Origin of the sequence: Catellatospora sp. TT07R-123, assembly GCF_018327705.1 — a bacterium.
Lineage (GTDB): Bacteria > Actinomycetota > Actinomycetes > Mycobacteriales > Micromonosporaceae > Catellatospora.
The window spans coordinates 3,077,686-3,099,031 of the sequence record NZ_BNEM01000001.1 but is presented as its reverse complement, the minus strand read 5'-3'; the positions used below and the strand labels follow the sequence as shown (position 1 = coordinate 3,099,031).

At 74.1% G+C, this 21,346-nt stretch carries 18 protein-coding genes; 10 read left to right on the top strand and 8 right to left on the bottom strand.

Annotated features, from left to right (window positions below):
• Positions 1-127: 127 nt before the first annotated feature.
• Positions 128-1,795 carry an NAD(P)/FAD-dependent oxidoreductase gene (locus Cs7R123_RS13185; protein ID WP_212826471.1) on the top strand — a complete coding sequence of 556 codons (1,668 nt, stop codon included), beginning with the start codon at positions 128-130 and terminating at the stop codon, positions 1,793-1,795.
• A gap of 108 nt (positions 1,796-1,903) precedes the next feature.
• A complete protein-coding gene (locus Cs7R123_RS13180) occupies positions 1,904-2,359 on the top strand; it encodes a hypothetical protein (protein ID WP_212826469.1) in 456 nt (151 codons plus the stop codon).
• A 63-nt stretch (positions 2,360-2,422) separates the two neighbouring features.
• Here Cs7R123_RS13180 and Cs7R123_RS13175 read toward each other — a convergent pair whose 3' ends face one another.
• Entirely contained in the window at positions 2,423-3,391 is a 969-nt protein-coding gene (locus tag Cs7R123_RS13175) for a GNAT family N-acetyltransferase (RefSeq protein ID WP_212826467.1), read from the bottom strand.
• Between the two features lie 204 nt (positions 3,392-3,595).
• Between Cs7R123_RS13175 and Cs7R123_RS13170 the strand changes: the two genes are divergently transcribed.
• Complete coding sequence (locus tag Cs7R123_RS13170; protein WP_244871799.1) at positions 3,596-5,707, top strand: RecQ family ATP-dependent DNA helicase; 2,112 nt, start codon at positions 3,596-3,598, stop codon at positions 5,705-5,707.
• Positions 5,708-5,884: 177 nt separating this feature from the next.
• Positions 5,885-6,856, top strand: a complete 972-nt coding sequence (locus Cs7R123_RS13165) for a quinone oxidoreductase (protein ID WP_212826465.1) — start codon at positions 5,885-5,887, stop codon at positions 6,854-6,856.
• Between the two features lie 7 nt (positions 6,857-6,863).
• On the opposite strand, the gene Cs7R123_RS13160 is transcribed toward Cs7R123_RS13165, so the two are convergent.
• Together Cs7R123_RS13160 and Cs7R123_RS13155 are read right to left on the bottom strand one after the other, a co-directional pair.
• A complete protein-coding gene (locus Cs7R123_RS13160) occupies positions 6,864-7,622 on the bottom strand; it encodes a CBM35 domain-containing protein (RefSeq protein WP_212826463.1) in 759 nt (252 codons plus the stop codon).
• 62 nt (positions 7,623-7,684) lie between these two features.
• Entirely contained in the window at positions 7,685-8,959 is a 1,275-nt protein-coding gene (locus Cs7R123_RS13155; protein WP_212826461.1) for a hypothetical protein, read from the bottom strand.
• Positions 8,960-9,016: 57 nt separating this feature from the next.
• Here Cs7R123_RS13155 and Cs7R123_RS13150 point away from each other — a divergent pair, with 57 nt between their 5' ends.
• Together Cs7R123_RS13150 and Cs7R123_RS13145 are read left to right on the top strand one after the other, a co-directional pair.
• Entirely contained in the window at positions 9,017-10,666 is a 1,650-nt protein-coding gene (locus tag Cs7R123_RS13150) for a hypothetical protein (RefSeq protein ID WP_212826459.1), read from the top strand.
• A 181-nt stretch (positions 10,667-10,847) separates the two neighbouring features.
• On the top strand, positions 10,848-12,389 hold the full coding sequence (locus tag Cs7R123_RS13145) for an AMP-binding protein (protein ID WP_212826458.1): 1,542 nt from the start codon (positions 10,848-10,850) through the stop codon (positions 12,387-12,389).
• A gap of 46 nt (positions 12,390-12,435) precedes the next feature.
• Here Cs7R123_RS13145 and Cs7R123_RS13140 read toward each other — a convergent pair whose 3' ends face one another.
• From Cs7R123_RS13140 to Cs7R123_RS13130, 3 genes are all read right to left on the bottom strand, one after another.
• A complete protein-coding gene (locus tag Cs7R123_RS13140; protein ID WP_212826456.1) occupies positions 12,436-13,626 on the bottom strand; it encodes a macrolide family glycosyltransferase in 1,191 nt (396 codons plus the stop codon).
• Between the two features lie 2 nt (positions 13,627-13,628).
• Positions 13,629-14,864 carry a cytochrome P450 gene (locus Cs7R123_RS13135; RefSeq protein ID WP_212826454.1) on the bottom strand — a complete coding sequence of 412 codons (1,236 nt, stop codon included), beginning with the start codon at positions 14,862-14,864 and terminating at the stop codon, positions 13,629-13,631.
• Positions 14,865-14,942: 78 nt separating this feature from the next.
• A complete protein-coding gene (locus Cs7R123_RS13130; RefSeq protein ID WP_212826452.1) occupies positions 14,943-15,551 on the bottom strand; it encodes a GNAT family N-acetyltransferase in 609 nt (202 codons plus the stop codon).
• Positions 15,552-15,645: 94 nt separating this feature from the next.
• Between Cs7R123_RS13130 and Cs7R123_RS13125 the strand changes: the two genes are divergently transcribed.
• From Cs7R123_RS13125 to Cs7R123_RS13115, 4 genes are all read left to right on the top strand, one after another.
• On the top strand, positions 15,646-17,028 hold the full coding sequence (locus Cs7R123_RS13125; RefSeq protein WP_212826450.1) for a pyridoxal-dependent decarboxylase: 1,383 nt from the start codon (positions 15,646-15,648) through the stop codon (positions 17,026-17,028).
• Between the two features lie 9 nt (positions 17,029-17,037).
• The gene (gene ppgK / locus Cs7R123_RS13120; protein WP_212826448.1) at positions 17,038-17,772 is read left to right on the top strand and encodes a polyphosphate--glucose phosphotransferase; all 735 of its coding nucleotides are present in this window, start codon (positions 17,038-17,040) and stop codon (positions 17,770-17,772) included.
• Positions 17,773-17,939: 167 nt separating this feature from the next.
• Complete coding sequence (locus Cs7R123_RS40720) at positions 17,940-18,062, top strand: hypothetical protein (protein WP_280517292.1); 123 nt, start codon at positions 17,940-17,942, stop codon at positions 18,060-18,062.
• A 94-nt stretch (positions 18,063-18,156) separates the two neighbouring features.
• On the top strand, positions 18,157-18,519 hold the full coding sequence (locus Cs7R123_RS13115; RefSeq protein ID WP_212826446.1) for a hypothetical protein: 363 nt from the start codon (positions 18,157-18,159) through the stop codon (positions 18,517-18,519).
• Positions 18,520-18,639: 120 nt separating this feature from the next.
• Here Cs7R123_RS13115 and Cs7R123_RS13110 read toward each other — a convergent pair whose 3' ends face one another.
• Positions 18,640-19,866 (bottom strand): cytochrome P450, encoded by a 1,227-nt coding sequence (locus Cs7R123_RS13110; protein WP_212826444.1) that lies wholly within the window; start codon positions 19,864-19,866, stop codon positions 18,640-18,642.
• Between the two features lies 1 nt (position 19,867).
• Positions 19,868-21,109 carry a GDSL-type esterase/lipase family protein gene (locus Cs7R123_RS13105; RefSeq protein ID WP_212826442.1) on the bottom strand — a complete coding sequence of 414 codons (1,242 nt, stop codon included), beginning with the start codon at positions 21,107-21,109 and terminating at the stop codon, positions 19,868-19,870.
• Between the last annotated feature and the right edge of the window lie 237 nt (positions 21,110-21,346).

Here is a 21,346-nt window from a genome sequence, read left to right as displayed (position 1 = left end):
CCCCTCGACCTTAGTATCGATTCGCGTTGATCGTTAGATCCCGGCGCTGTCCGGTCTGTGCCAGCCGCGCCCGACCGCGGCGTACGGCGCACTCGACCGCGGCGGTCCGTGGCGCGAAGATGTCCCGGTGACCCACCCCGATCACATCCCGTCCGGGCCGCCGCCGCGCAGCGGGACCGCCGTCGTCATCGGCGCCGGCATCGCCGGACTCAGCGTCGCCCGCGTCCTCGCGGGCGGGTTCGCCCAGGTCATCGTGCTCGACCGGGACCGCCTGCCGGACCAGGCCGTGCCCCGGCGCGGGGTGCCGCAGGGCTACCACGGCGCGGTGCTGCTCGCCGCCGGGCAGCAGGCCCTCGGCGCGATCTTCCCCGGCCTGGTCGACGAGCTGGCCGCCGCCGGGGCGGTGCCGTTCGAGCCCGGCGTCGAGATGGCCGTGTACCGGTACGGGGCGCTCTACCCCCGCGAGCCCGTCGGCCTCGGGCTGGTCTCGTTCAGCCGCCCACTGCTCGAACTGGTGCTGCGTCGCCGCGTCGCCGCCCTGCCCAACGTCACCGTGTACGACGACACCGCCGTCGCCGGGCTCACCGGCACCGGCACCCAGGTCACCGGGGTCACCCTCAACGACGGCCGCCACTTCGCCACCGACATGGTGGTCGACTGCACCGGCCGTGGCGCCCGCTCCGACCGCTGGATCGCCGCGCTCGGCTTCCCGACGCCCGAGGCGTCCGAGGTGAAGATCAACGTCGGGTACGCCACCCGCCTGCTCCGCCGCGCCCCCGGCGACCTGCCCGAAGGCAAGGCGCTGCTGATCCTGCCCGCGCCCCCGCACGAGAAGCGGGCCGGCATGGCACTGCCGATCGAGGGCGACCGGTGGCTGATCACCATGGGCGGCTGGCACGGCGAGTTCCCCGCCAGCGGCGACTGGGAGGCGTTCGCCGCCCACGCGCGGGCGCTGCCGTACCAGGGGCTCACCCGGCTGCTCGACCGGGCCGAGCCGCTGACCGACGTGGTGTCGTACGGGTTCCCGACCAGCCGCAGGCGGCACTTCGAGCAGCTCACGTACGTGCCCGCCGGATACCTGGCCATGGGCGACGCGTTCTGCTCCTTCAACCCGATCTACGGGCAGGGCATGACCTGCGCGGCGATGCAGGCCGTGGCGCTGGGCCGGCTGCTCGACGAGCACGGGTCGGCCACCGCCGACATGGCCAGGGCGTTCTACCGGGAGGCGGCCCGGATCGTGGCCACGCCGTGGCAGTTCGCCTCCGGCGGCGACTTCGCCTACCCGGAGACGGCCGGGGACCGGCCCAAGGGGATCGCGGTGCTGAACCGGTACTCGCGGCGGATCCAGCTCGCCACGCAGGCCGACCCGGAGCTGCGGAAGCTGTTCACCACGGTGCAGCACCTGCTGGTGCCGCCGGACGTGCTGCGTACGCCCGCGATGGTGCTGCGGGTGCTGCGCACCTCGCTGCGCGCCCCGGGGTTGAAGGGCGGCCCGGTCGAGCTGGTGCCCGAGGTCGCGGTCGTGCCGGTCGAGGCGGCACCGGCCCCGACGGACCTGGTCCCGGTGGCATCGGCCGCGGCCGCCGTGGCGGAACCGACCACCGAGCTGCCGCTGGTGGCGCCGGGCAGGTCGCGCGCGGTCGACGCCGTCCTCATCGGAGTCCTGGCCGCCGAGGGCGTCCTCGACCAGCCCGGCCCTGTTCAGGAAGCCGGGCCGCAGGACGCGGTGGACGTCGAGTGGGAACCGGTCGAGGAGGCCGAACCGCAGGACGAGGTGGCCGCGGAACAGTCGTAGCTCCAGATCTTGTGCGTTTTCTGCTGCTGGGACGACAGCAGACGCACAAGATCTGGAACTTCGACGCGAGGGTGCGGCGGTTTGCGGTTGCGGGCTAGCGTGCGGTGCGTGGCGGGCAGGCGTACGACGATGGGCTGGCAGTCCCGGCGCGAGGCGGTCGTCGGCTCGATCGTCATCGCGGCGGTCCTGCTCGGCCTGTCCGGGCTGGTGCTGGTCGGCTGGACGGAAGCGGTGGCCCCGCCCTGGCGGGCCGCACACGGCCAGGGCGTCCACGGCACCTGGACCCCGACGTCGGTCTCCGGCTCCAAGGGCGGTCCGATCTGGCTGGGCGACTTCGTGCCCGACGGCGGCGGGCCGGTGCAGCGCGACGTCTCGTACTCCCAGCCGGGGGTCGCGGTGCGCGAAGGCGTCCCCGTCGCGGCGGTCGAGGTGGGGACGCAGGTGTACGCGGTCGACGACACCTCGGCCTGGGTCTTCCCGGCCGTCGTCGCGTCCTTGTTCACCCTGCTGCTGGCGGGGATGTGCTGGTTCGTCGGCCGTCACCTGCGGCCCCGCCGCGGCTGAGGAATCCCGCGCGGCCGGGCAACCCGCGCCGGGTGCCATCCGGTCCTGGCGGCGGCGCGGGCCTCAGTAGCCGACCAGGCGGTGCAGGCGTACGAAGGACTCCTGGAAGCCCAGCGCGGGCCAGGCGCGCGACGACAGCAGGTTGGTGACCCGCCAGTCGGTGACGACGCTGGTGTGCCCGGCCTCGGCGGCCCAGGCCAGCACCGCCTCGCCGAGCGCACGCCCGGCGCCGAGCCCGCGCGCGTGCGGCAGCACGGCCGCGAACCCCAGGAACCCGGCGCGGTCCGGGCGGGCCAGCGTGGTGTGCGAGCTCGACTTCTCCAGCGCGCAGCCGACCGCCGACCCGATGACCTCCCCGTCGTGTACGGCCACGAACGTGGTGAAGTCCGGGTCGTCGAAGTCCTCGCCCCACTCGGCGAGCGAGCTCTCCAGCGTCGGCGGCCGGGCCGCCGAGAACACGGGCGTGCGGGCCTGGTGCTCGGGCAGCACGATCTCCAGCTCGGCGAGCACGGGGATGTCGGCGCGCTCGGCCGGGCGGACGGTGACCTTCGGCGCGCTCAGCTCGCCCGGCTGCGGCAGCGCCCGCAGGCCGTGCGCGTGCTGCTGGCCGAAGCCCACCCGGAACCAGGCCCGGACCAGTTCCGCGTCGGCGGCCGGGGTGAGCACGTAGTGGGCCTTGCGGCCTTCGGCGACCCAGCGGTCGGCGGCGACGGCGTACAGCTCGCGCATCGCCTCCGGTTCGGCGGCGGCCTGCCCGGCGGCCTCGACCCACATGTTGTCGCCCCAGCTGGCCGCGGCCTTCGGCGAGCCGACCAGGTAGCCGACCAGCGCCCCGCCCCGGAACGCGACCGCGCCGGACGCCTCCTCAGCCTCGGCCGCCCCGCGTACGGCCTCCTCGGCTGCGGCCGGGTCCTCGTAGCGCGCCGACAGCAGCGGCTGCGCCTGCCGGTGGCGGCGGTGGCGCTCGGCCAGCAGCTCAGCGGCGGCCGGGATGTCGTCGACGGCGAAGGGCCGCACCTCAAGGCGTGACATGCCGCGAAGCTAGCGCCGCCCCCCGCGCCGCGACAACCGGTTTTACGCGGCCGCAAGATCGCCGTTTTCGGCCACGGCATCGACTGCGAGCGCTGCTTTTGACCGCAAACGCGGATCTCCGCCCCGCGCCCCGTGCGCGCCCACGGGTGCGGGGTGGTGTCGGGCCAGCGGCGGCGGGCGGGGCCGTGCTGGTAGAAAAGGGCGGTGACAGCGGACATCAGGGACAGAGCCGAAGCCATCCTGCGCAAGCTGGCGGGCGAGCGCGCGACCCTGCGCCCCGACCAGTGGACCGCCATCGAAGCCCTGGTCACCGGCTCCCGCCGCGTCCTGTGCGTGCAGCGCACCGGCTGGGGCAAGTCCGCGGTCTACTTCGTGGCCACCGCGCTGCTGCGCGAGCGCGGCCACGGCCCCACCGTCATCGTCTCCCCGCTGCTCGCGCTGATGCGCAACCAGGTCGACGCGGCCGCCCGCGCGGGCATCCACGCCCGCACGATCAACTCCGCGAACCTGGAGGAGTGGGAGCAGATCACCGCCGAGATCCAGGCGGGGCAGGTGGACGTGCTCCTGATCAGCCCGGAGCGGCTCAACAACCCCGACTTCCGCGACTCGGTGCTGCCGAAGCTCGCCGCCACGACCGGCCTGCTGGTCGTCGACGAGGCGCACTGCGTCTCCGACTGGGGCCACGACTTCCGCCCCGACTACCGCCGCCTGCGGACCATGCTGGCCGAGCTGCCGGAGGCGACGCCCGTCCTGGCGACGACGGCGACGGCCAACGAGCGGGTCACCGCCGACGTGGCCGAGCAGCTCGGCGACGCGCTGGTGCTGCGCGGCCCGCTGGACCGGGAGTCGCTGCGGCTGGGCGTGCTGCGGCTGCCGACCCCGGCCCACCGGCTGGCCTGGCTCGCCGACCACCTGGACCGCATCCCGGGCTCGGGGATCATCTACACCCTGACCGTGGCGGCCGCGCAGGAGACGGCGCAGTTCCTGAGCTCGCGCGGCTACGCGGTGGCGGCGTACACGGGGCAGGCCGAGGACGCCGACCGGCGGGTGGCCGAGCAGGAGCTGCTCGACAACAAGCTGAAGGCGCTGGTGGCGACGTCGGCGCTGGGCATGGGCTTCGACAAGCCCGATCTCGGGTTCGTGGTCCACCTGGGCGCGCCGAGCTCGCCGATCGCGTACTACCAGCAGGTCGGCCGGGCCGGCCGGTCGGTCGCGGCCGCCGACGTGATGCTGCTGCCCGGCAGCGAGGACGCGGCGATCTGGCGCTACTTCGCCTCGCTGGCGTTCCCGCCGCAGGAGCAGGTGCTGCGGGTGCTGTCCGCGCTGGAGCAGGCGGGCCGCCCGCTGTCGACGCAGGCCCTGGAGGTGCAGGTGGACCTGCGCCGGGCCCGGCTGGAGCTGATGCTGAAGGTGCTGGACGTCGACGGCGCGGTGCGGCGGGTGCGCGGCGGCTGGGTCGCCACCGGCGCCCCCTGGCGCTACGACACCGAGCGCTACCAGCGCATCGCGCGGGCGCGCGAGGCCGAGCAGCAGAGCATGCGGGAGTACGCCGACAGCACCGCCTGCCGGATGGAGTTCCTGCGCCGCACGCTCGACGATCCCGGGGCGGCCCCGTGCGGCCGCTGCGACAACTGCGCCGGCCCGGCGTACGACGCGCAGGTCTCCGGCCCGGCCCTGGACGCCGCGCGGGCGTTCCTGGGGCGGCCCGGCGTGGTGATCGAGCCGCGCAAGATGTGGCCGACGGGGCTGGCGGCGGTCGGCGTGCCGCTGACCGGCAAGATCGCCGCCGAGGAGCAGATGTGGCCCGGCCGGGCCGTGGGACGGCTGTCGGACCTGGGCTGGGGCGGGCGGCTGCGCTCGCTGGTGGACGAGGCCGCGGCCGACGGCCCGGCGCCCGACGACGTGCTGGCCGTGGTGGTCGAGGTGCTGAAGGAGTGGGCCAGGGGCGACGACCCGTGGCCGCAGCGCCCGGCGGGCGTGGTGGCGATCGGCTCGCGGCGGCGGCCCCGGCTGGTGGCCAGCGTCGCCGAGCACGTGGCGCGGGTGGGGCGGCTGCCGCTGCTGGGCGAGGTGCGCAGCATCGGCGAGCCGAGGCTCCAGGCCAACCGGGCCAACAGCGCCCAGCGGGTACGCGCCCGCTACGGCACGTTCGACCTGCCGCCCGAGGTCGGCACCGCGCTCGGCGGCCGGTCCGGCCCGGTGCTGCTCGTCGACGACCTGGTCGACTCGGGCTGGACCATGGCCCTGGTCGCCCGCGAGCTGCTGCTCGCGGGTGCCCCCGGCGTGCTGCCGCTGTCGCTCGCGCTCGCGGGCTGACCGCGCATGATCCGGCATTGTGGACGCCGGGTGCTGCTCTAGCGACATCAGGCGTCCACGATCTCGGATCATGCCCCACCGCCGCCGCAGCGGCGGCATGCGGGCGGAATGCGAACGGCCCGCCGGTCACCGTGGCAGACTCGACCGCGGCGATCAAGCAAAGCGGAGGGCACGGTCATGCATCTCATCCAGATCACCGAGTTCGGCGGCCCGGAAGTGCTCACCCCGGCCGAGGGCGACGTGCCGCAGCCCGGTCCGGGTGAGGTGGTGGTGCAGGTCGCCGCGGCGGGCGTCAACTTCATCGACGTGTATCACCGCACCGGCCGCTACCCGAACGCGCTGCCGCTGACCCCGGGCATGGAGGCGGCCGGCCGGGTCGTCGCCGTCGCCCCCGACGTGGACTCCCTCGCGGTCGGCGACCGCGTCGCCTGGGCCAACCACCTCGGCGCGTACGCGGAGTACGTCGCGGTGCCCGCCGAGCGCCTGGTGCCGGTGCCCGACGCCGTCTCCGACGAGACCGCCGCCGCGGCGCTGCTCCAGGGCATGACCGCGCACATGCTGACCCACGACATCCACCGGGTGCGCCCCGGCGACACCGTGCTGGTGCACGCGGCCGCGGGCGGCATGGGCCTGCTGCTGACGCAGATGGCGACCGGCATGGGCGGCCGGGTCATCGGCACCGTCTCCACCGCCGCCAAGGAGGAACTGGCCCGGGGCGCGGGCGCGGCCGAGGTGATCCGCTACACCGAGGTGGCCGACCTGGCCGCGACGGTGCGCGAACTGACCGACGGCATCGGCGTGGACGCCGTGTACGACGGCGTCGGCGCCTCCACCTTCGACGCCAGCCTCGACTCGCTGCGCCGCCGGGGCGTGCTCGCGCTGTACGGCGCCGCCAGCGGCCCGGTGCCCCCGGTCGACCCGATCCGCCTGATGCGCGCCGGTTCGGTGTGGCTGACCCGCCCGACCATGGTCGACTACACCGCGACCCGCGCCGAGCTGCTGGAACGGGCAGAAGCGGTGCTGGGGCAGATCGCCGCGGGCACGCTGCACGTGACGATCAGCGAGCGCTACCCGCTGGCCGGGGCGCGCCGGGCGCACGAGGACCTGGAGAGCCGCCGCACCACCGGCAAGCTGCTGCTGGTGCCCTGACGCGGCGCTAGGCCGTCACTTCGACGAAGTCGATGTTCGGGCCGCCGCTGGGGTTGACCGCGGTGGCCCGGATCGTGTTCGTCCCGGCGTTGAGCTGGACCGTCACGGTGCGGCTCTGCCAGTTCTCCCAGACGCGGGTGTTGTCGAAGAGCAGGTCGAGCAGGACCGGCACGCCGTTGACGCTGATCGACATGGTGCGGCCCACGCCGGACCCGTTCGCGAAGCGCAGCACGACCGTGGCCGGGCCGGTCTTGGCCGCGGTCACGGTCCACTGGATCCAGCAGCCCCAGGTGTTGTCGTAGTCGACGAAACCCGGGCCGCTGAAGCCGGGGTGGTCGCTGGCCTGGCGGGCGCCGCTCAGCGACGCGGACTCCGCCTCGTACCGGGTGGTGCTGGGGGCGGTGGGCGGGGCGGGGGACGGCGACGGGGCGGCCGGGGGGCTGGACGGTGCCATCGAGGCCGTCGACGGGGTGGCGCCGGGCGACGGGGTGCCCGTGGCGCCGGGGCTGGTCGGGGCGCCGACGGGCGGCGGCGAGTTCGGCGGCGGCACGTCGGGGTTGCGCGGCGACGGCGCGGTGTGCACGGCGGCGGGGGAGTCGGCGGGCTCCGCGTTGCTCCACATCATCGGCGCCTGCACCATCTGGTACACCAGCAGCAGCAGAGCCACGGTGAACACCCCGGCCCCGATCAGCGGGACGGCGCGCAACCGTTCCAGCACCGGGAACCGGCGCCGGCGGCGACCCTCATACCCGAAATCGTCCTGCACCGCCGCTGTCCTGCCGTTTCGTCTCTGCGCCGCGGTCGCGGCCGGTCATGTCCCCCGGCAACCTAGTGGCTGGCCGTGGTCGGCGCGACCCTCCGCTCGGACAGTTTCGGCCTCGGACGTGCCAGGATGGCGGCCACGATCCACCACGGTGGAAGCACGGCCAGCACCAAGGCGTACCAGGGAAGTCGCCACGTCCATGATGGACCGTCGCCCTCGGCGGTGACGACGCCGGGTCGGGTCGCCAGTGACCAGGCCAGGAACGCGTCGCCGACCGGCAGCGCCCCGCCCAGGTAGCGGCGCCGCCCCTGCCACTGCACCGGCAGGCCCGCGGCCTCGGCCAGCCCGGTGAGCGCGGCGGCCGCGGGCGCGTCGCGGTAGAGCACCGCGTCGCCGAGCGCGACCGCGCTGGCCGAGGTGCTCAGGCCCAGCACGAGCGGGCCGGAGTCGACGTCACCCGCGCGGTCGGTGCCGACCGGGTATTCGCGCACACCCGGGATGCCGGGCACGGTCGAGGCGAACCGCTGCCGGAACACGGTCCAGTCGGCGGCGCCGCGAGCCGGGTCGAGCTCGGCCAGGAACCGCAGGATGATCACCTGTGAGGTGGCCCGCGCCAGGTCGGTGGGCTGCCCGGACCCGGCGTCGACGGTGTGCGGCAGCAGCCCCGTGCCCGGGTCGCGGCGGCTGTCGGCGGCGGCCAGCCACGAACGCACCAGCGGGCCGTGGTCGGCGCCGGTGAGCCCGTCGGCGCGGTGCACCGCGGCGAGGCCGACCACGCTGTCGCAGGGCCACGCCTGCCCCGGGTACGCGGTCAGGAACGGCGACCCGCTGCCGCTCAGCTTGCGCTCGAACGCCGCCGCCAGCGCCCCGGCGTCGGCGCGCAGCCGGGGCAGTTCCGGCGCGCCCGGCCCGGCCAGCGCCGCGACGCCGCCGCGCAGCCAGGTCGCCCAGCCCTGGTAGAAGACGCCGTAGGGCGGGTCGAGGCTTGCGCTGAACCCGGCCCGCCCGGCGTCGGAGTCCAGGTGCGCCAACGCCCAGCGGGCCTCGGCCAGCGCCCGCTCGCGGGGCGCGGTGTCGCGCGCACCCACCTCGACCCAGGTCAGGCCGTAGAGCGCGTAGCTGAAGAAGTAGCCCTCCGGGAACAGCTGCTGCATCCGGTCGGCGCTGCCGGAGTCCAGGGCCTCGCGCAGGAAGGCCAGGCGGGGCAGCGCGTCGGCGACGACCTCGGCGTCGGTGCGGTCCAGCGGTCCGGCCGAATGCGACCGTACGAACTGGACTCCGGTCAGCGCGGTCAGCAGCAGCGCGAACAGGATGATCGACACACGCAGGACCCGGCGCACGCTGGGATGCTATGCGACCGGGTGCTTCCGGTGGGGGCGGATGCCTACTATCAGCCGGTGACCGGTGGCGTGGACTCTGTGGATCTGCTGGGCCTGATCAGGTTGGCCGCCAGCGACTACGACAGCATGGATCGGCTGGAGGCGGTGCTGCTGCCGCCCGACGGCGGGGTGCACCCGCAGGCGCCGATGCTGGTGGCACCGATCATCGCGTACGCCGCGGACCCGGCCGCGCTGCTGCCCGACCAGCTGCTGCGCCTGCTCGTCGACGTCGTGACCCACGAAGGGGGCGAGGCCGCGCACGGTCAGCTGCGCTTCTTCGCGGTCAACCTGCGGGCGCTGTCCGACGTGGACGACTACTGGGTCGCCGAGACCGCGACCGCGCTGCTCGGCTTCTGCGGCCCCGATCCGGCACTCGCCGCCATGCTGCGCGAACACGCCGACGACGAGCTCGACCTGTACCGCCGCGTCACCCCGCTGGTCGCCGCCGCCCGGCTGGACCCGGCCGCGGCCGCGGGCTGGCTGCCCGCGCTGCTGGCCCCGGGACAGCCCGCCACGGTGCGCGTCGCCGCCGTGTTCGCGCTGCGGGAGGCCGGGCTGGCGCCGGCCGACGGGGTGCCGGAGGCGCTGGCTGAGGGCTGGGCCGCCGACCCCGACGCGCTGCGCTGGGCGACCCTGCGGGCCTCGCTGCGCGGGCTGCTGGCGTACGCGGTCGGCGGCGACCCCGGCCGGACCGCCGCCGTGCTGACCACCATCGCGCGCACCGGCACCGAGCAGGCCCGCTGCGACGTGGTCGACGCCGTCGCGGCGCTGCCGGGCGAGCTGCCCGCCGCCGTGGCCGACCTGGTCGCGGTGCTGCTCGACGACGAGGGCGAACGGGTGCGCAAGCGGGCGTACGCGCTGGTCGCCGACGACGACACGCTGACCATGCGGCACGCCGACTGGCTGGTGCAGGCGATCGAGCGCGGCCGCAACCGCCGCTCGGCGCTGGGCGCGCTGATCCGGGTCGGCGACAAGCGCTGGCGCGACTGGGCGGTGGAGTCGCTGCGCGGCGGCTGGACCCCGCACAACCTGCCCGAGGCCCTGGCCGCGCTGCCGCCGGAGCCGGCCCTGCACGAGGCGGCGCTCGGCCGGGTGGTGCACCTGGCCACCGCGATCGACGCCCGCCACACCACCAAGTACGTGGCCCAGCAGCGGGAACTGCGCGGGCTGCTCGCCCTGCTCCCGCCCGCGATGACGGTGGCGCCGCTGGCCCGGCACCTGCCGCAGACGACGTTCCCGGCCCGGCTGTGGCTCGCCCAGCACCTGGCCGTGGCGGGCCAGGACGACCCGGTCGCGATCGCGGCGCTGGCCGCGATCGCCAACGGCGAGGTGATGTACCTGCGGCTGCTGTGGCTGGCCGGCGGCGACGCCGAGCCGCTGCGCGACGCGCTGGCGGTGGCGCCGCGCCTGGACGTGTTCGCCGCGGTGGTGGCCGCCGAGGTGTTCGGCGACGCCGACCCGGATGTGGCGCAGCGGCTGCGCGAGATCCGCGACGGCGGCGGCGACGTCCGCGACCGGTTCGCCGCGGCCGGGGCGCTGTGGGAGCTGACCGGCGACGCCGCCGAGGTCGTGGCGACGGTGCGGGAGGCCCTGGACGCGCCCTCCCGGCGGACCCGGGAGAAGGCCGCCGAGCTGGCGGCACAGGTCGGGCTGCCGCCGGGCGTATAGTTCGAGAGCGCTCCATACCACATATGTCGATGTTGTGGCGTCCACTGAGGAGCCAGCCGTATCGCCATTGTCGATCCATGGCCGCGATCTCGTTACCGGAGTAAGTTGCCGGATCGAGCGCGCGCCTCGCCAGCGTCGACAGGCTGCGCGGCCAGGTCGAGGCGAGACGGGAGGCTCCGTCGTGGAGCTGGACAACTATGCCGCCCAGGCACTGGTGGTCTTCGACGGATACGGCGAGGCCGAGGCGGTCGTCCACGGCGGGCGGCGGCTGACGTACGCCGAGCTCGCCGCCGGGACCCGCGCCATGGCCGCGCTGCTGTACGATCACGGTGTGCGCTCGTCCACGGCGGTGGCGGTCCTGGCGGGCAACCCGCCGGAGTCGGTGCAGGCCCAGCTCGCGCTGCACCTGCTGGGAGCACGCTCGGTGTGGATCGCGCCGAACGCCCCGCCGCGCCTGTGCGCCGACTACCTGAACCTGGCCGACGTCGACGCGTTCGTCTACGACCCCCGCACCCACGCGGCGCTGGGCGAGGAACTGGCCGAGCACGCCGGTGACCTGCACATCTTCAGCTTCGGCGCGGGTGTCGGGCTGGACCTGACCGCCGCGCCGCCGGCGGGCGCCCCGCCGACCGTGCCGCCGCCGGGGCGGGAGCCGCAGTCGCTGTTCCAGACCGGCGGCACCACCGGCCGCCCGAAGCTGGTGCACCACCGGCACGCCTTCTTCCAGGCGGTGCGCGCCGCCGCCGACGGCTACCAGGCCGCGGGCGGCCCGGCGCTGCGCCACCTGGCCGTGGGCGGGTTCTGGCACTCCAGCCAGCAGGCCGCCGCGATGATCACGCTGTGGACCGGCGGGCTGCTGGTGCTGCACGACCGGTTCGAGCCCGGCTCGTTCCTGGACACCGTCGAGCGGGAGCGGATCAGCAGTGCGATCCTGCCGCCGCCGATGCTGGCGCGGGTGCTCGACGACCCTCGCCTGGCCACCGCCGACACCAGCAGCCTGGTCACGCTGTCGTGCGCGGGCAGCGCGGTCTCGCCGGTGCGGCTGGCGCAGGCGATCGAGCGGTTCGGCCCGGTGGTGCGCCCGGTGTACGGCATGAGCGAGGCCACCTTCATCACCGCGTACCCCAACGTGACGGCCGATCCGGCGCGCCCGGACCGGCTGGCCTCCTGCGGGCGGCCCTATCCGGGGGTGCGGGTCGAGGTGCGGGACGACCGGGGCCGCCCCGTCGACACCGACACCGTCGGCGAGGTGTGGGTGTCGGCGCAGCTGATGACGGCCGGATACTGGGGCCAGCCCGAGCTGACCCGGCAGACCATCGTCGACGGCTGGCTGCGCACCGGCGACCTGGGCCGCTTCGACACCGACGGCTACCTGTACCTCGTCGACCGGGCCAAAGACATGATCGTCACGGGGGAGACCTCGACGAACGTGTACTCCCGGACGGTCGAGGACACGCTGAGCCGCCACCCGCAGGTGCGCGCCGCGGCCGTGATCGGCGTGCCGCACGAGCGGATGGGCGAGGCGGTGTACGCCTTCGTCGTGCCCGCCCCCGGCGCCGGGATCACCCCGGCCGAACTGCGCGAGTGGGCGGTGGCCGAGCTGAACGAGCTGTGGGCGCCGCACGTGGTGGAGTTCCTGGACGACCTGCCGCTCACCGAGGTCGGCAAGGTCGACAAGAAGGCGTTGCGCGCGCGGCGGGCGCCGTCGACCGCCGCGCGCTGACCCGGCGGCCCTGTCGCCGGCCGGTAAAAGTAAGGAATCCTTACAGTCAAGCGACCGGGACCGGCAGCTCCGCCTCGATCAGGTCCGCGGCCAGGGTCGCCCCGCCGCAGGCGCGCACCTCGTGGCTGAGCCGGTGCAGCTTGTGCCGCATCGCCGCGTCGCCCGCGACCGCGTCGGCCGCCCCGCGCAGGTAGGCCGGGGTGAGCAGGGCCGGGTCCAGCGGCCGGGCTGCGCCCAGCTCCGCCAGCCGCAGCGCGTTGACCTGCTGCTCCGGCGTCTGCGGCAGGGTCAGCATCGGCACGCCCGCCCGCAGCGCCTCCAGGGACCCGCCCATGCCGGCGTGCGTGACGAAGACCCGCGCGTGCCGCAGCACCTGCAACTGCGGCACGCTCTCCGCCACGTGCACGTTGGGCGGCACCGGGCCGACCTCGGCCGGGTCGGTGCGCGACCCCAGCGACAGCACCACCTGCCAGTCCGTGCCCGCGAACGCGTCGACGCAGGTGCGGTAGAAGCCCGGCAGCCGGTTGTAGACGGTGCCCAGCGACACCAGCGCCACCGGGCGGTCCGGCTCCGGCGGCTGCCACGGCTGCTGGAACGGCCGCTCCCCGACGCACGGCCCGACGAAGCGGTAGCGCCCGTCGAAGTTCAGGTGCCGGAACTGCATCAGGCGCGGGTACAGCATCAGGTGCCGGCGCGGCTCGTACGCGCGGACCTCTTCGGGGTCGCAGCCCTGCTCGGTCGCGAGGGCGTCCAGGCGCCGCTGGTGCTCGTCCAGCCCGGCCTGCCCGGCGGCGGCCAGGCCCAGGTGCTTGCCGATGGACCACTGCGGGTTGGCCGCCATGAACGTCCACAGCTGCACCGCCGGGATGCGGTGCTTGACCGCCAGCATGCGGGCCGCGAACGCCTGCGTGTGGTAGACCAGCAGGTCCGGCCGGTCGGCCAGGCAGAGGCATTCGAACTGCGGGAAGGTGGTCCGCGCCTCGCGCAGGAAGCCGCCGCGCATCGTGTTGAAGTAGTCGACCGGCCGCGGCGGCAGCAGCCCCGGGTCCGACTCGTCGGGCAGGCTCGACTCGTACGGCACCACGGTGGCACCCATCGCGGTGACCACCTCGGCCCGCGCCTGCCCGGTGGCGTAGCTGACCCGGTGCCCGCGTCGCACCAGCTCCGCCACGATGGCCAGCGTCGGGAACACCTCGCCGATGGTGGGTGCGTTGAGGAACGCGATGTGCCAGGTCATCATCAGTCCTTGCCGCTGCCCACGGTCACGGGCAGGGTGTCGTAGCCCAGCAGCATCAGCGCGCGCCGGTCGCCGGGCGGGGCGGCCAGGGCCAGGTCCGGCAGTCGCCGCAGCAGGTGCGGGAACACCAGTTGCCCCTCGATGCGGCTCAGCGCCGCGCCCAGGCAGAAGTGGGCGCCCGCGCCGAAGCTGGCGGGCTGGCTGTCGATGCGGGACGGGTCGAAGGCGTCCGGGTCGGGGTAGCGGCGCGGGTCGCGGTTGGCGGCCCCGAGCAGCACCAGCATCATCGCGTCCGCGGGGATGCGCACCCCCTCGATCTCCGCCTCGCGCGCGGCCCAGCGCACCACGAAGTGCACCGGCGGCTCGAAGCGCAGGATCTCCTCGACGTATCCGGCGGCCAGGGCCGGGTCGTCGCGCAGCGCGGCCAGCAGGTCCGGCCGCTGGAGCAGCAGGACCAGGCCGTTGCCGAACAGGTGGGTGGTGGTGACGAAGCCGGCGTTGAACACCGTGATCAGGTTGGCCAGCAGCTCGGTCTCGTTGAGCAGGTCCGCGTCCTCGTCGGCGATCAGCGCGCTGACCAGGTCCTCGCGGGGTTCGGCGCGGCGCGCGGCGACCAGGTCCGCGAAGTACGCCATCAGCTCGCCCGCGGCGGTGTCGGCCCGGCGCAGGTTCTCCTCGGTGCGCCCGCCCAGCTCCAGCACGGCGCCGAAGTCCAGCACCCGCTGGCGGAACCAGGACCGGTCCAGCTCGGGGACCCCGAGCAGCTCCCCGACGACGTTGCTGGGCAGCGGGAACGCGAACTCGGCCATGAAGTCCACCGCCGTGCCGTCCGCGCTGCGGGCCAGCATCCGGTCGATCAAGTCGTCGGTCATCCGGGTGATGGCCGGGCCCATGCTGTGCAGGCTGCGCGCGGTGAAGGCGCGGCTGAACCGGCGGCGCACCCGGGTGTGGTCGGGCGCGTTGGTGAAGAACATCGAGGCGCGCAGCGTGGTCAGCGACGGGTGCGCGCGCCACTCGGGCATGCTCCGGTCGAGGTGGCGCGCGTCCACGGTCAGGAAGTCCGGCGAGCGCAGCACCTGCTGCACCGCGTCGTAGCCGTGCACCACGACGTCGTAGCGCTCGTCCTCGCCGCCGACCAGGGCCAGGCCGCCGAGGGTGTGCAGGTGCGCGTAGAAGGGGTAGGGGTTTGCCCGCCCCTGCGCCGAGCGCAGGGGCTGCAACGAGATGCCGCCGGTCATGATGTAGGACAGTTTTTAGATGTATCGCTGAGGTAACAAGCGACCATCGGACCGTCTACAGTGGCGGAAAGTGCGAATTCAGCTCAGCTTCAGGCCGAGGTAGGTCAGCACCCCCGCGTCCGGGACGTCGATGACGTGCAGGCCGATCCGGTCGTAGAAGGCCCGCGCGGCCGTGTTCTCGGTGACCATGCCCAGGTGCACCGCGGGCACCCCGGCGGCGGCCAGCGCCCCGGCCAGCGTGTCGACGAACCGGCGGCCCCAGCCCTGCCGCTGGTACTCCGGCAGCAGGTCGATGTGCAGGTGCGCCGGGTAGCCGGCCAGCGCGTCCACGACCATCCGCTCCGGCCAGTGCAGCAGCCACCGCATGACCTCGTCCGGCGTGGCCGGTTCGCCGTCCAGCGGCGGGTAGCGGTCGGCCACCAGCGGCAGCCACTCGTCGCGGAAGCGCTCGGTGAACCGCTTCGTGTCGCCGGTGGCGATGATGTAGCCGACGGCCCGGTCCTGCTCGTCGGCCAGGACGAAGGCGAACTGCGGGTCGAGGTGGACGTACGGGCCCGCGAAGATCTCGGGCAGGATGCCCGGGTCCGCGTAGTGCGGGCGGGCGTCGCCGCCGTTGTGGGCGGTCAGGATGCAGATCTCGTAGACGGCGTCGCGATCGGAGGAACGGTACGGGCGGATCTTCGGCATGATCGCGACGCTAGCGTGAGAGCGCTCCCAGTCGCAGCCACGAATCGCGAAGTGGCGCTCGGCGGGCCGTCCGGGACGCGGCAGACTGGGACCCATGACCGCTCGCCCGGAGCAGTACCAGGCCGCACTGGCCCGCGCCGCCGCCCACGCCCACGACTGGCTCGCGGCCGTGCCCGACCGGCCCATCCCGCCCCGCGCCGACGCCGACGAGCTGCGCGAGCGCCTCGGCGGCCCGCTGCCCGCCGCCCCCACCGACCCGGCCGAGGTCGTCGACCTGCTGGCCCGCGAGATCGAGCCCGGCCTGATGACGATGCCGTCCGGCCGCTTCTACGGCTGGGTCATCGGCGGCACGCTGCCCGCCGCGCTCGGCGCCGACTGGCTGGTCAGCACCTGGGACCAGAACAGCGGCATGCGGTACGCCACCCCCGGCACCGCCGCGGCCGAGGAGGTGGCGGGGGACTGGCTGCTCGACCTGCTCGGCCTGCCCGCCGGGTCCGACGTCGGCTTCGTCACCGGCGGCACCATGGCCAACTTCACCGGCCTGGCCGCCGGGCGCCAGCAGGTGCTCACCGACGCGGGCTGGGACCTCGACCGCGACGGCCTCACCGGTGCGCCCCGCGTCCGGGTGCTGGTCGGCGCCGAGCGCCACGCCACCGTCGACCTCGCCCTGCGCTACCTGGGCCTGGGCGCCCCGACCCCGGTCGAGGCCGACGAGCAGGGACGGCTGCGCCTGGACGCCCTCGAACGCGAACTGGCCGCCGGGTCCGGGCCGACGATCGTCTGCCTCCAGGCGGGCAACGTCCACTCCGGGGCGTACGACCCGATCGGCGCCGCCTGCGAACTCGCCCGCCGCCACGGTGCCTGGGTGCACGTCGACGGCGCGTTCGGACTGTGGGCGGCCGCCGCCCCGTCGACCCGGCACCTGCTCGACGGCCACCACCTGGCCGACTCCTGGGCCACCGACGCGCACAAGACCCTCAACGTGCCGTACGACTGCGGCATCGCCGTCGTGGCCCGGCCCGCCGCGCTGCGCGCCGCCTTCGGCACCCGGGCCAGCTACCTGGTCCACGCGGGCACCGAGGGCCCCGGTGACCCGCACGAGCGCGTCCCCGAGCTCTCCCGGCGCGCCCGGGGCGTGCCCGTATGGGCCGCGCTGCGCTCGCTCGGCCGCGACGGCGTCGCCGACCTGGTGGACCGGCTCGCCCGCAACGCCCGTGCCCTGGCCGCCGGACTCGGCGCGATCGAGGGTGCCCGCGTCTGCAACGACGTCGTGTTCACCCAGGTCTGCGTGAGCTTCGGCAGCGACGAGCGCACCCGCGCGGTGACCGGGCGGCTGCTCGCCGACGGCACCGCCTGGATGTCCGGTTCGCACTGGCAGGGCTGTGACGTGCTGCGCGTGTCGGTCAGCAACTGGTCCACCGACGACGCCGACGTCGCCGCCTCGATCGAGGCCGTACGGCGTGCGGCGGCCGCATAGACTGGCCGCATGGCGATCCTCGGCATCGACATCGGCGGCTCCGGCATCAAGGGCGCGCCGGTCGACCTCGACCAGGGCGGCTTCGCCGAGGAGCGGGTGCGGTTGGAGACCCCGCAGCCCTCGGACGTGACCGCCGTCGTGGCCACGGTGGCGGAGGTCGCCGGGCGGTTCTCCGGCGTGGAGCGGGTCGGGGTCACCTTCCCCGGCGTGGTCCAGAACGGCGTCACGCGCACGGCGGCCAACGTCGACCACTCGTGGCTCGGCGCGCCCGCCCGCGACCTGTTCACCGAGGCCCTCGGCCTGCCCGTGGTCGTGCTCAACGACGCCGACGCGGCCGGGATCGCCGAGATGACGTACGGCGCGGGCAAGGGCCGCAAGGGCGTCACCATCATGCTCACCTTCGGCACCGGCATCGGCAGCGCCGTCTTCATCGACGACCGGCTGGTGCCCAACACCGAGCTCGGCCACATCCAGCTGCACGGCAGGGACGCGGAGCTGCACGCCTCGGCGCAGGCCCGCGAGGTCGAGGACCTGGGCTGGAAGGAGTGGGCCAAGAACGTGCAGGACTACCTGCGCGAGCTGGAGCGCCTGCTCAACCCCGATCTGATGATCATCGGCGGCGGGGTGAGCAAGAAGGCGGAGAAGTTCCTCCCGCACATCGACGTACGCACCCCGCTGGTCCCGGCCGCCCTGCTCAACGACGCCGGCATCGTCGGCGCCGCCCTGGCCGCCTCCCAAGCCTGACCCCCGCCTCCGGGTGGGTGGGTGATCGTCGTCTTCGGTCAGGATCTGCCGCTGAAGCGGGCGTTTTGACCGCTGACGGCGATCAACGGAACGTGATCGCGGGTTTCGGGCGGGATCGGGCGTGGGGACGGGCGGGGTGGGGGAGGATCGGTCGGGAGGGGGCGTGCATGCGGATCGGGAATGTCGAGGTCAGGCCGCTTGGGGGCGCCTGGGGCTGCCTGGCGATGATCGTGATCTCGCTGCTGCTGTCGGTCCTCTGCACGATCGGGCTCAACCTGATCGGCCGCTGATTCCGGCCCCGTTCCCCACGCGCGGCCGCCATCGGCGGCGGACAATGTGCGCAGGTGCCCGCCTCGCCCGGGGTGGGCTGGAAGGGGAGCGGTTATGTCCATCGGCGACCGGATGACCCTGCGCAACCTGTACCTGTACCTGGTCTGCCTGATCACCCTCATCATCTCGCTCTTCGCCGCGGTGAGCCTGGTCCGCGGCACGGTCGAGCTGCTGTACCCCGACCCCGGCTACGGGTACGGCTACATCGCGCCCGACAGCAAGATCAGCCCGGAGGAGCAGCAGCGGCTGGAACAGCAGGCCAAGGACTCGCAGCGGCGCAACTCGGTGCTCGGCCTGGTCAGCTCGGGCACGATGCTGCTGATCGCGGTGCCGGTGTACATCTACCACTGGCGCCGCATCCAGAGCGAGCTCCCGCCCCGCCCGGCGGTGACGTCGGGCGAGCCCCCGGCCGTCTGAGCCGAGCGGCAGTTTCGGGGAAAGTGCGGGAATCTTGGCCCGCATTCGTGCACTTTCCCCGAAACTGCACGATCCCGCCCGCCGTCCGCCCCGTCCGCCCCCCGGGGAGGGCGGCGGGGGTCAGGCGAGGGTGACCCAGAGCTGGTCGTGGCCGCGCAGCATCAGCTGGCGCGGGGTGCCGGGGGGTTCGGCGAGGCTGATGTCGGCGAACCGGTCGAGCAGCATGGTGAGCCCGCGCTGCCCCTCCAGCCGGGCCAGCGCCGCGCCCAGGCAGTAGTGGGCGCCGCCGCCGAAGCTGAGCGTGGAGGCCTCGGTGCGCGTCGGGTCGAAGACGTCCGGGTCCGCGTAGTGCGCCGGGTCGCGGTTGGCGGCGGCAAGCAGCACCAGCACCCAGCTTCCCTTCGGGATCTCCACGCCCGCCACCTCGGTGTCGGCGGCGGTGTATCGCACCGAGAAGTGCGTGGGCACCTCGTAGCGCAGGATCTCCTCGACGTACTGGGGGGCCAGGGCCGGGTCGGCGCGCAGGCGGGCCAGCTCGTCGGGGCGGTCGAGCAGCAGGGTCAGGCCGTTGCCCAGCAGATGCGTGGTGGTGACGAACCCGGCGTTGAACACCACGATCAGGTTGGCCAGCAGTTCGTGCTCGCTGAGCTGGTCGCCGTCGGACTCCAGGGCCTGCACCAGCGCGGTGATCATGTCGTCGCGCGGGTCGGCCCGCCGCGCCGCGGCCAGCTCCCCGAAGTACGCGGTGATCTCCTCCGAGGCGGTGTTGGCGGCGGCGACGTTGGCCGGGGTGCTGCCGCCGAGCTCCAGGATCGCGCCCAGGGCCATCGCCCGGGGCCGGTACCAGGCGCGCCGCTCCTCGGGCACCCCGAGCAGCTCCCCGAGCACGTTGGCGGGCAGCGGGAACGCGAACTCCGCCATGAAATCCACCTTGCTGCCCCCGGCCGCCTGCGCGGCCAGGTGGTCGAGCAGGTCCGCGGTGAGCCGGTCGATCGCCGGCTCCAGCGCGTTGATCCGGCGCGGGGTGAACGCCTGGTTGAACATCTTGCGCATCCGGGTGTGCCGGGGCGCGTTGGTGAAGAACACCGAGTTCATGAAGACGGCCAGCGCCCGGTCGTCCGCCCAGGTCGGCGGCGTGCCCATGAGGGTCTCGTCCATCACCTTGAACGTGGCCGAGTCCCGCAGCACGTGCGCCGACGCGTCGTATCCGTGCACGACGAAGGCGTACCGGTCGCCGGGCGCGACCCGGCAGACCGGGCCGCGGGCGTGCAGTGCGGCGTAGAACGGGTACGGATCGCGCCGCACCTCGTCGGTGTGCAGCGATGCCAGCGAGACCTCGGCGGCCATGTCAGCGCAGGTCCTCGTCCTCGTCGAGCAGGAGCAGGTCGAGCGGGACGGCGTTGGCCATCGCCTCGTTGCCCTTGTCGTTGGGGTGGATGTGGTCGCCGCTGTCCCACTCGGGGCGCAGCTTCGACGGGTCGGCCGGGTTGCGCAGCACCGCGTCGAAGTCGATGACCGCGTCGAAGTCGGTGGTGGTGCGGATGTAGGAGTTCACCGTCAGCCGCACCGAGTCCAGCGTCGGCGTGTAGGCCACCACGCCGGGCGCCGACTCGAACGCGTTCCAGGGGCTCAGCGTACACATGATGATCTTCAGGCCGGACTGGTGCGCGAGCTGGGACATCGCCTGGAGGCGGGCGATGATGTTGTCGGCGTTGTCCTGGCTGAGCCAGACGTCGTTGATGCCCAGCTCCAGGATCACGGTGCGGACCCCGGTCTGCCCGAGCACGTCGAAGTGGAACCGCGCCGAGCCGTTCATGCCGAGCTCGTTGAAGCCGCCGTCGCTGCCGTTGAGGGTGAGCCGGTTGCCCGCCAGGCCCGAATTCAGGACGCCGGGGGCCTTGCCGCCCGGCGCCTCCTTGTTGAGCCGCCACCCGAGGTAGTCGGTCCAGCGGTGGTCGGCGTTGACGGTCGACCGGAACCCGTCGGTGATGGAGTCGCCCAGCACCACGATCGAGCCCTGGCCGGAGCGGTTGAGCACGTCGAGACCGGTCAGGTAGTACCAGTTGTTGCGGGTCTCGGGCAGCTTGGCGCCGCTGGCGTCGTTGGCGTGGTCGCCCTGGCCGATGAAGGACGTCTCGCGGGCGTACACGTGCCAGGTGGCCGGACCGGACGCGACCGGGACGTACAGGCTGACCGCGACGTCCTGCGACTTCGGCACCTCCATGTGCACCGGGTCGCTGACCGCGCTGCCGCCGGCCGGGATGGTGATGGAACGCTGCCCGCTGAACGTGGCGTCGATCGCCGAGCCGGGCTTGATGTCGCCGGGGCCCGCCTCGGGCCAGGGCAGCGCGACGGTGGCGTGCCCGATGGTCAGCGGCGCGGTGCCGAACCGGTTGGACAGCCGGATGCGCGCGGCGGTGCCGCCGACGGAGGTGTGCACGAACATCCGGATCGTCTGGTCGGCGAAGCCGTCCTTCGACTTGCCCGCCCCCGCGGCGGTCAGCGCGGCCGACCACGAACCGGTCCACCGCTCCGGTTCGGGTGCCACGGCCTTGCTGTTGGCGGTCGCGACCAGCAGGGTCGAGCCCACTGCCACGATCGTGACCAGGGCCATCAGGAGTTGGCGTTGCCGGGGGCTGTTCATGGTGGGCAGGCCTCTCGGTCACTGGGGGACAGTGCGAACGGCGGGCCGGTGCGATACGGGGGTCCATGCCCGTCGATCACCGGTGGGGCGCCAGACCGGCAGTGTAAGCCGCTTCGGGCGCAGGGGGGAACGGCCGGTCGGCCTGCCGATCCACACCAGACGTTTGCGTTGTCAAATGTCCCG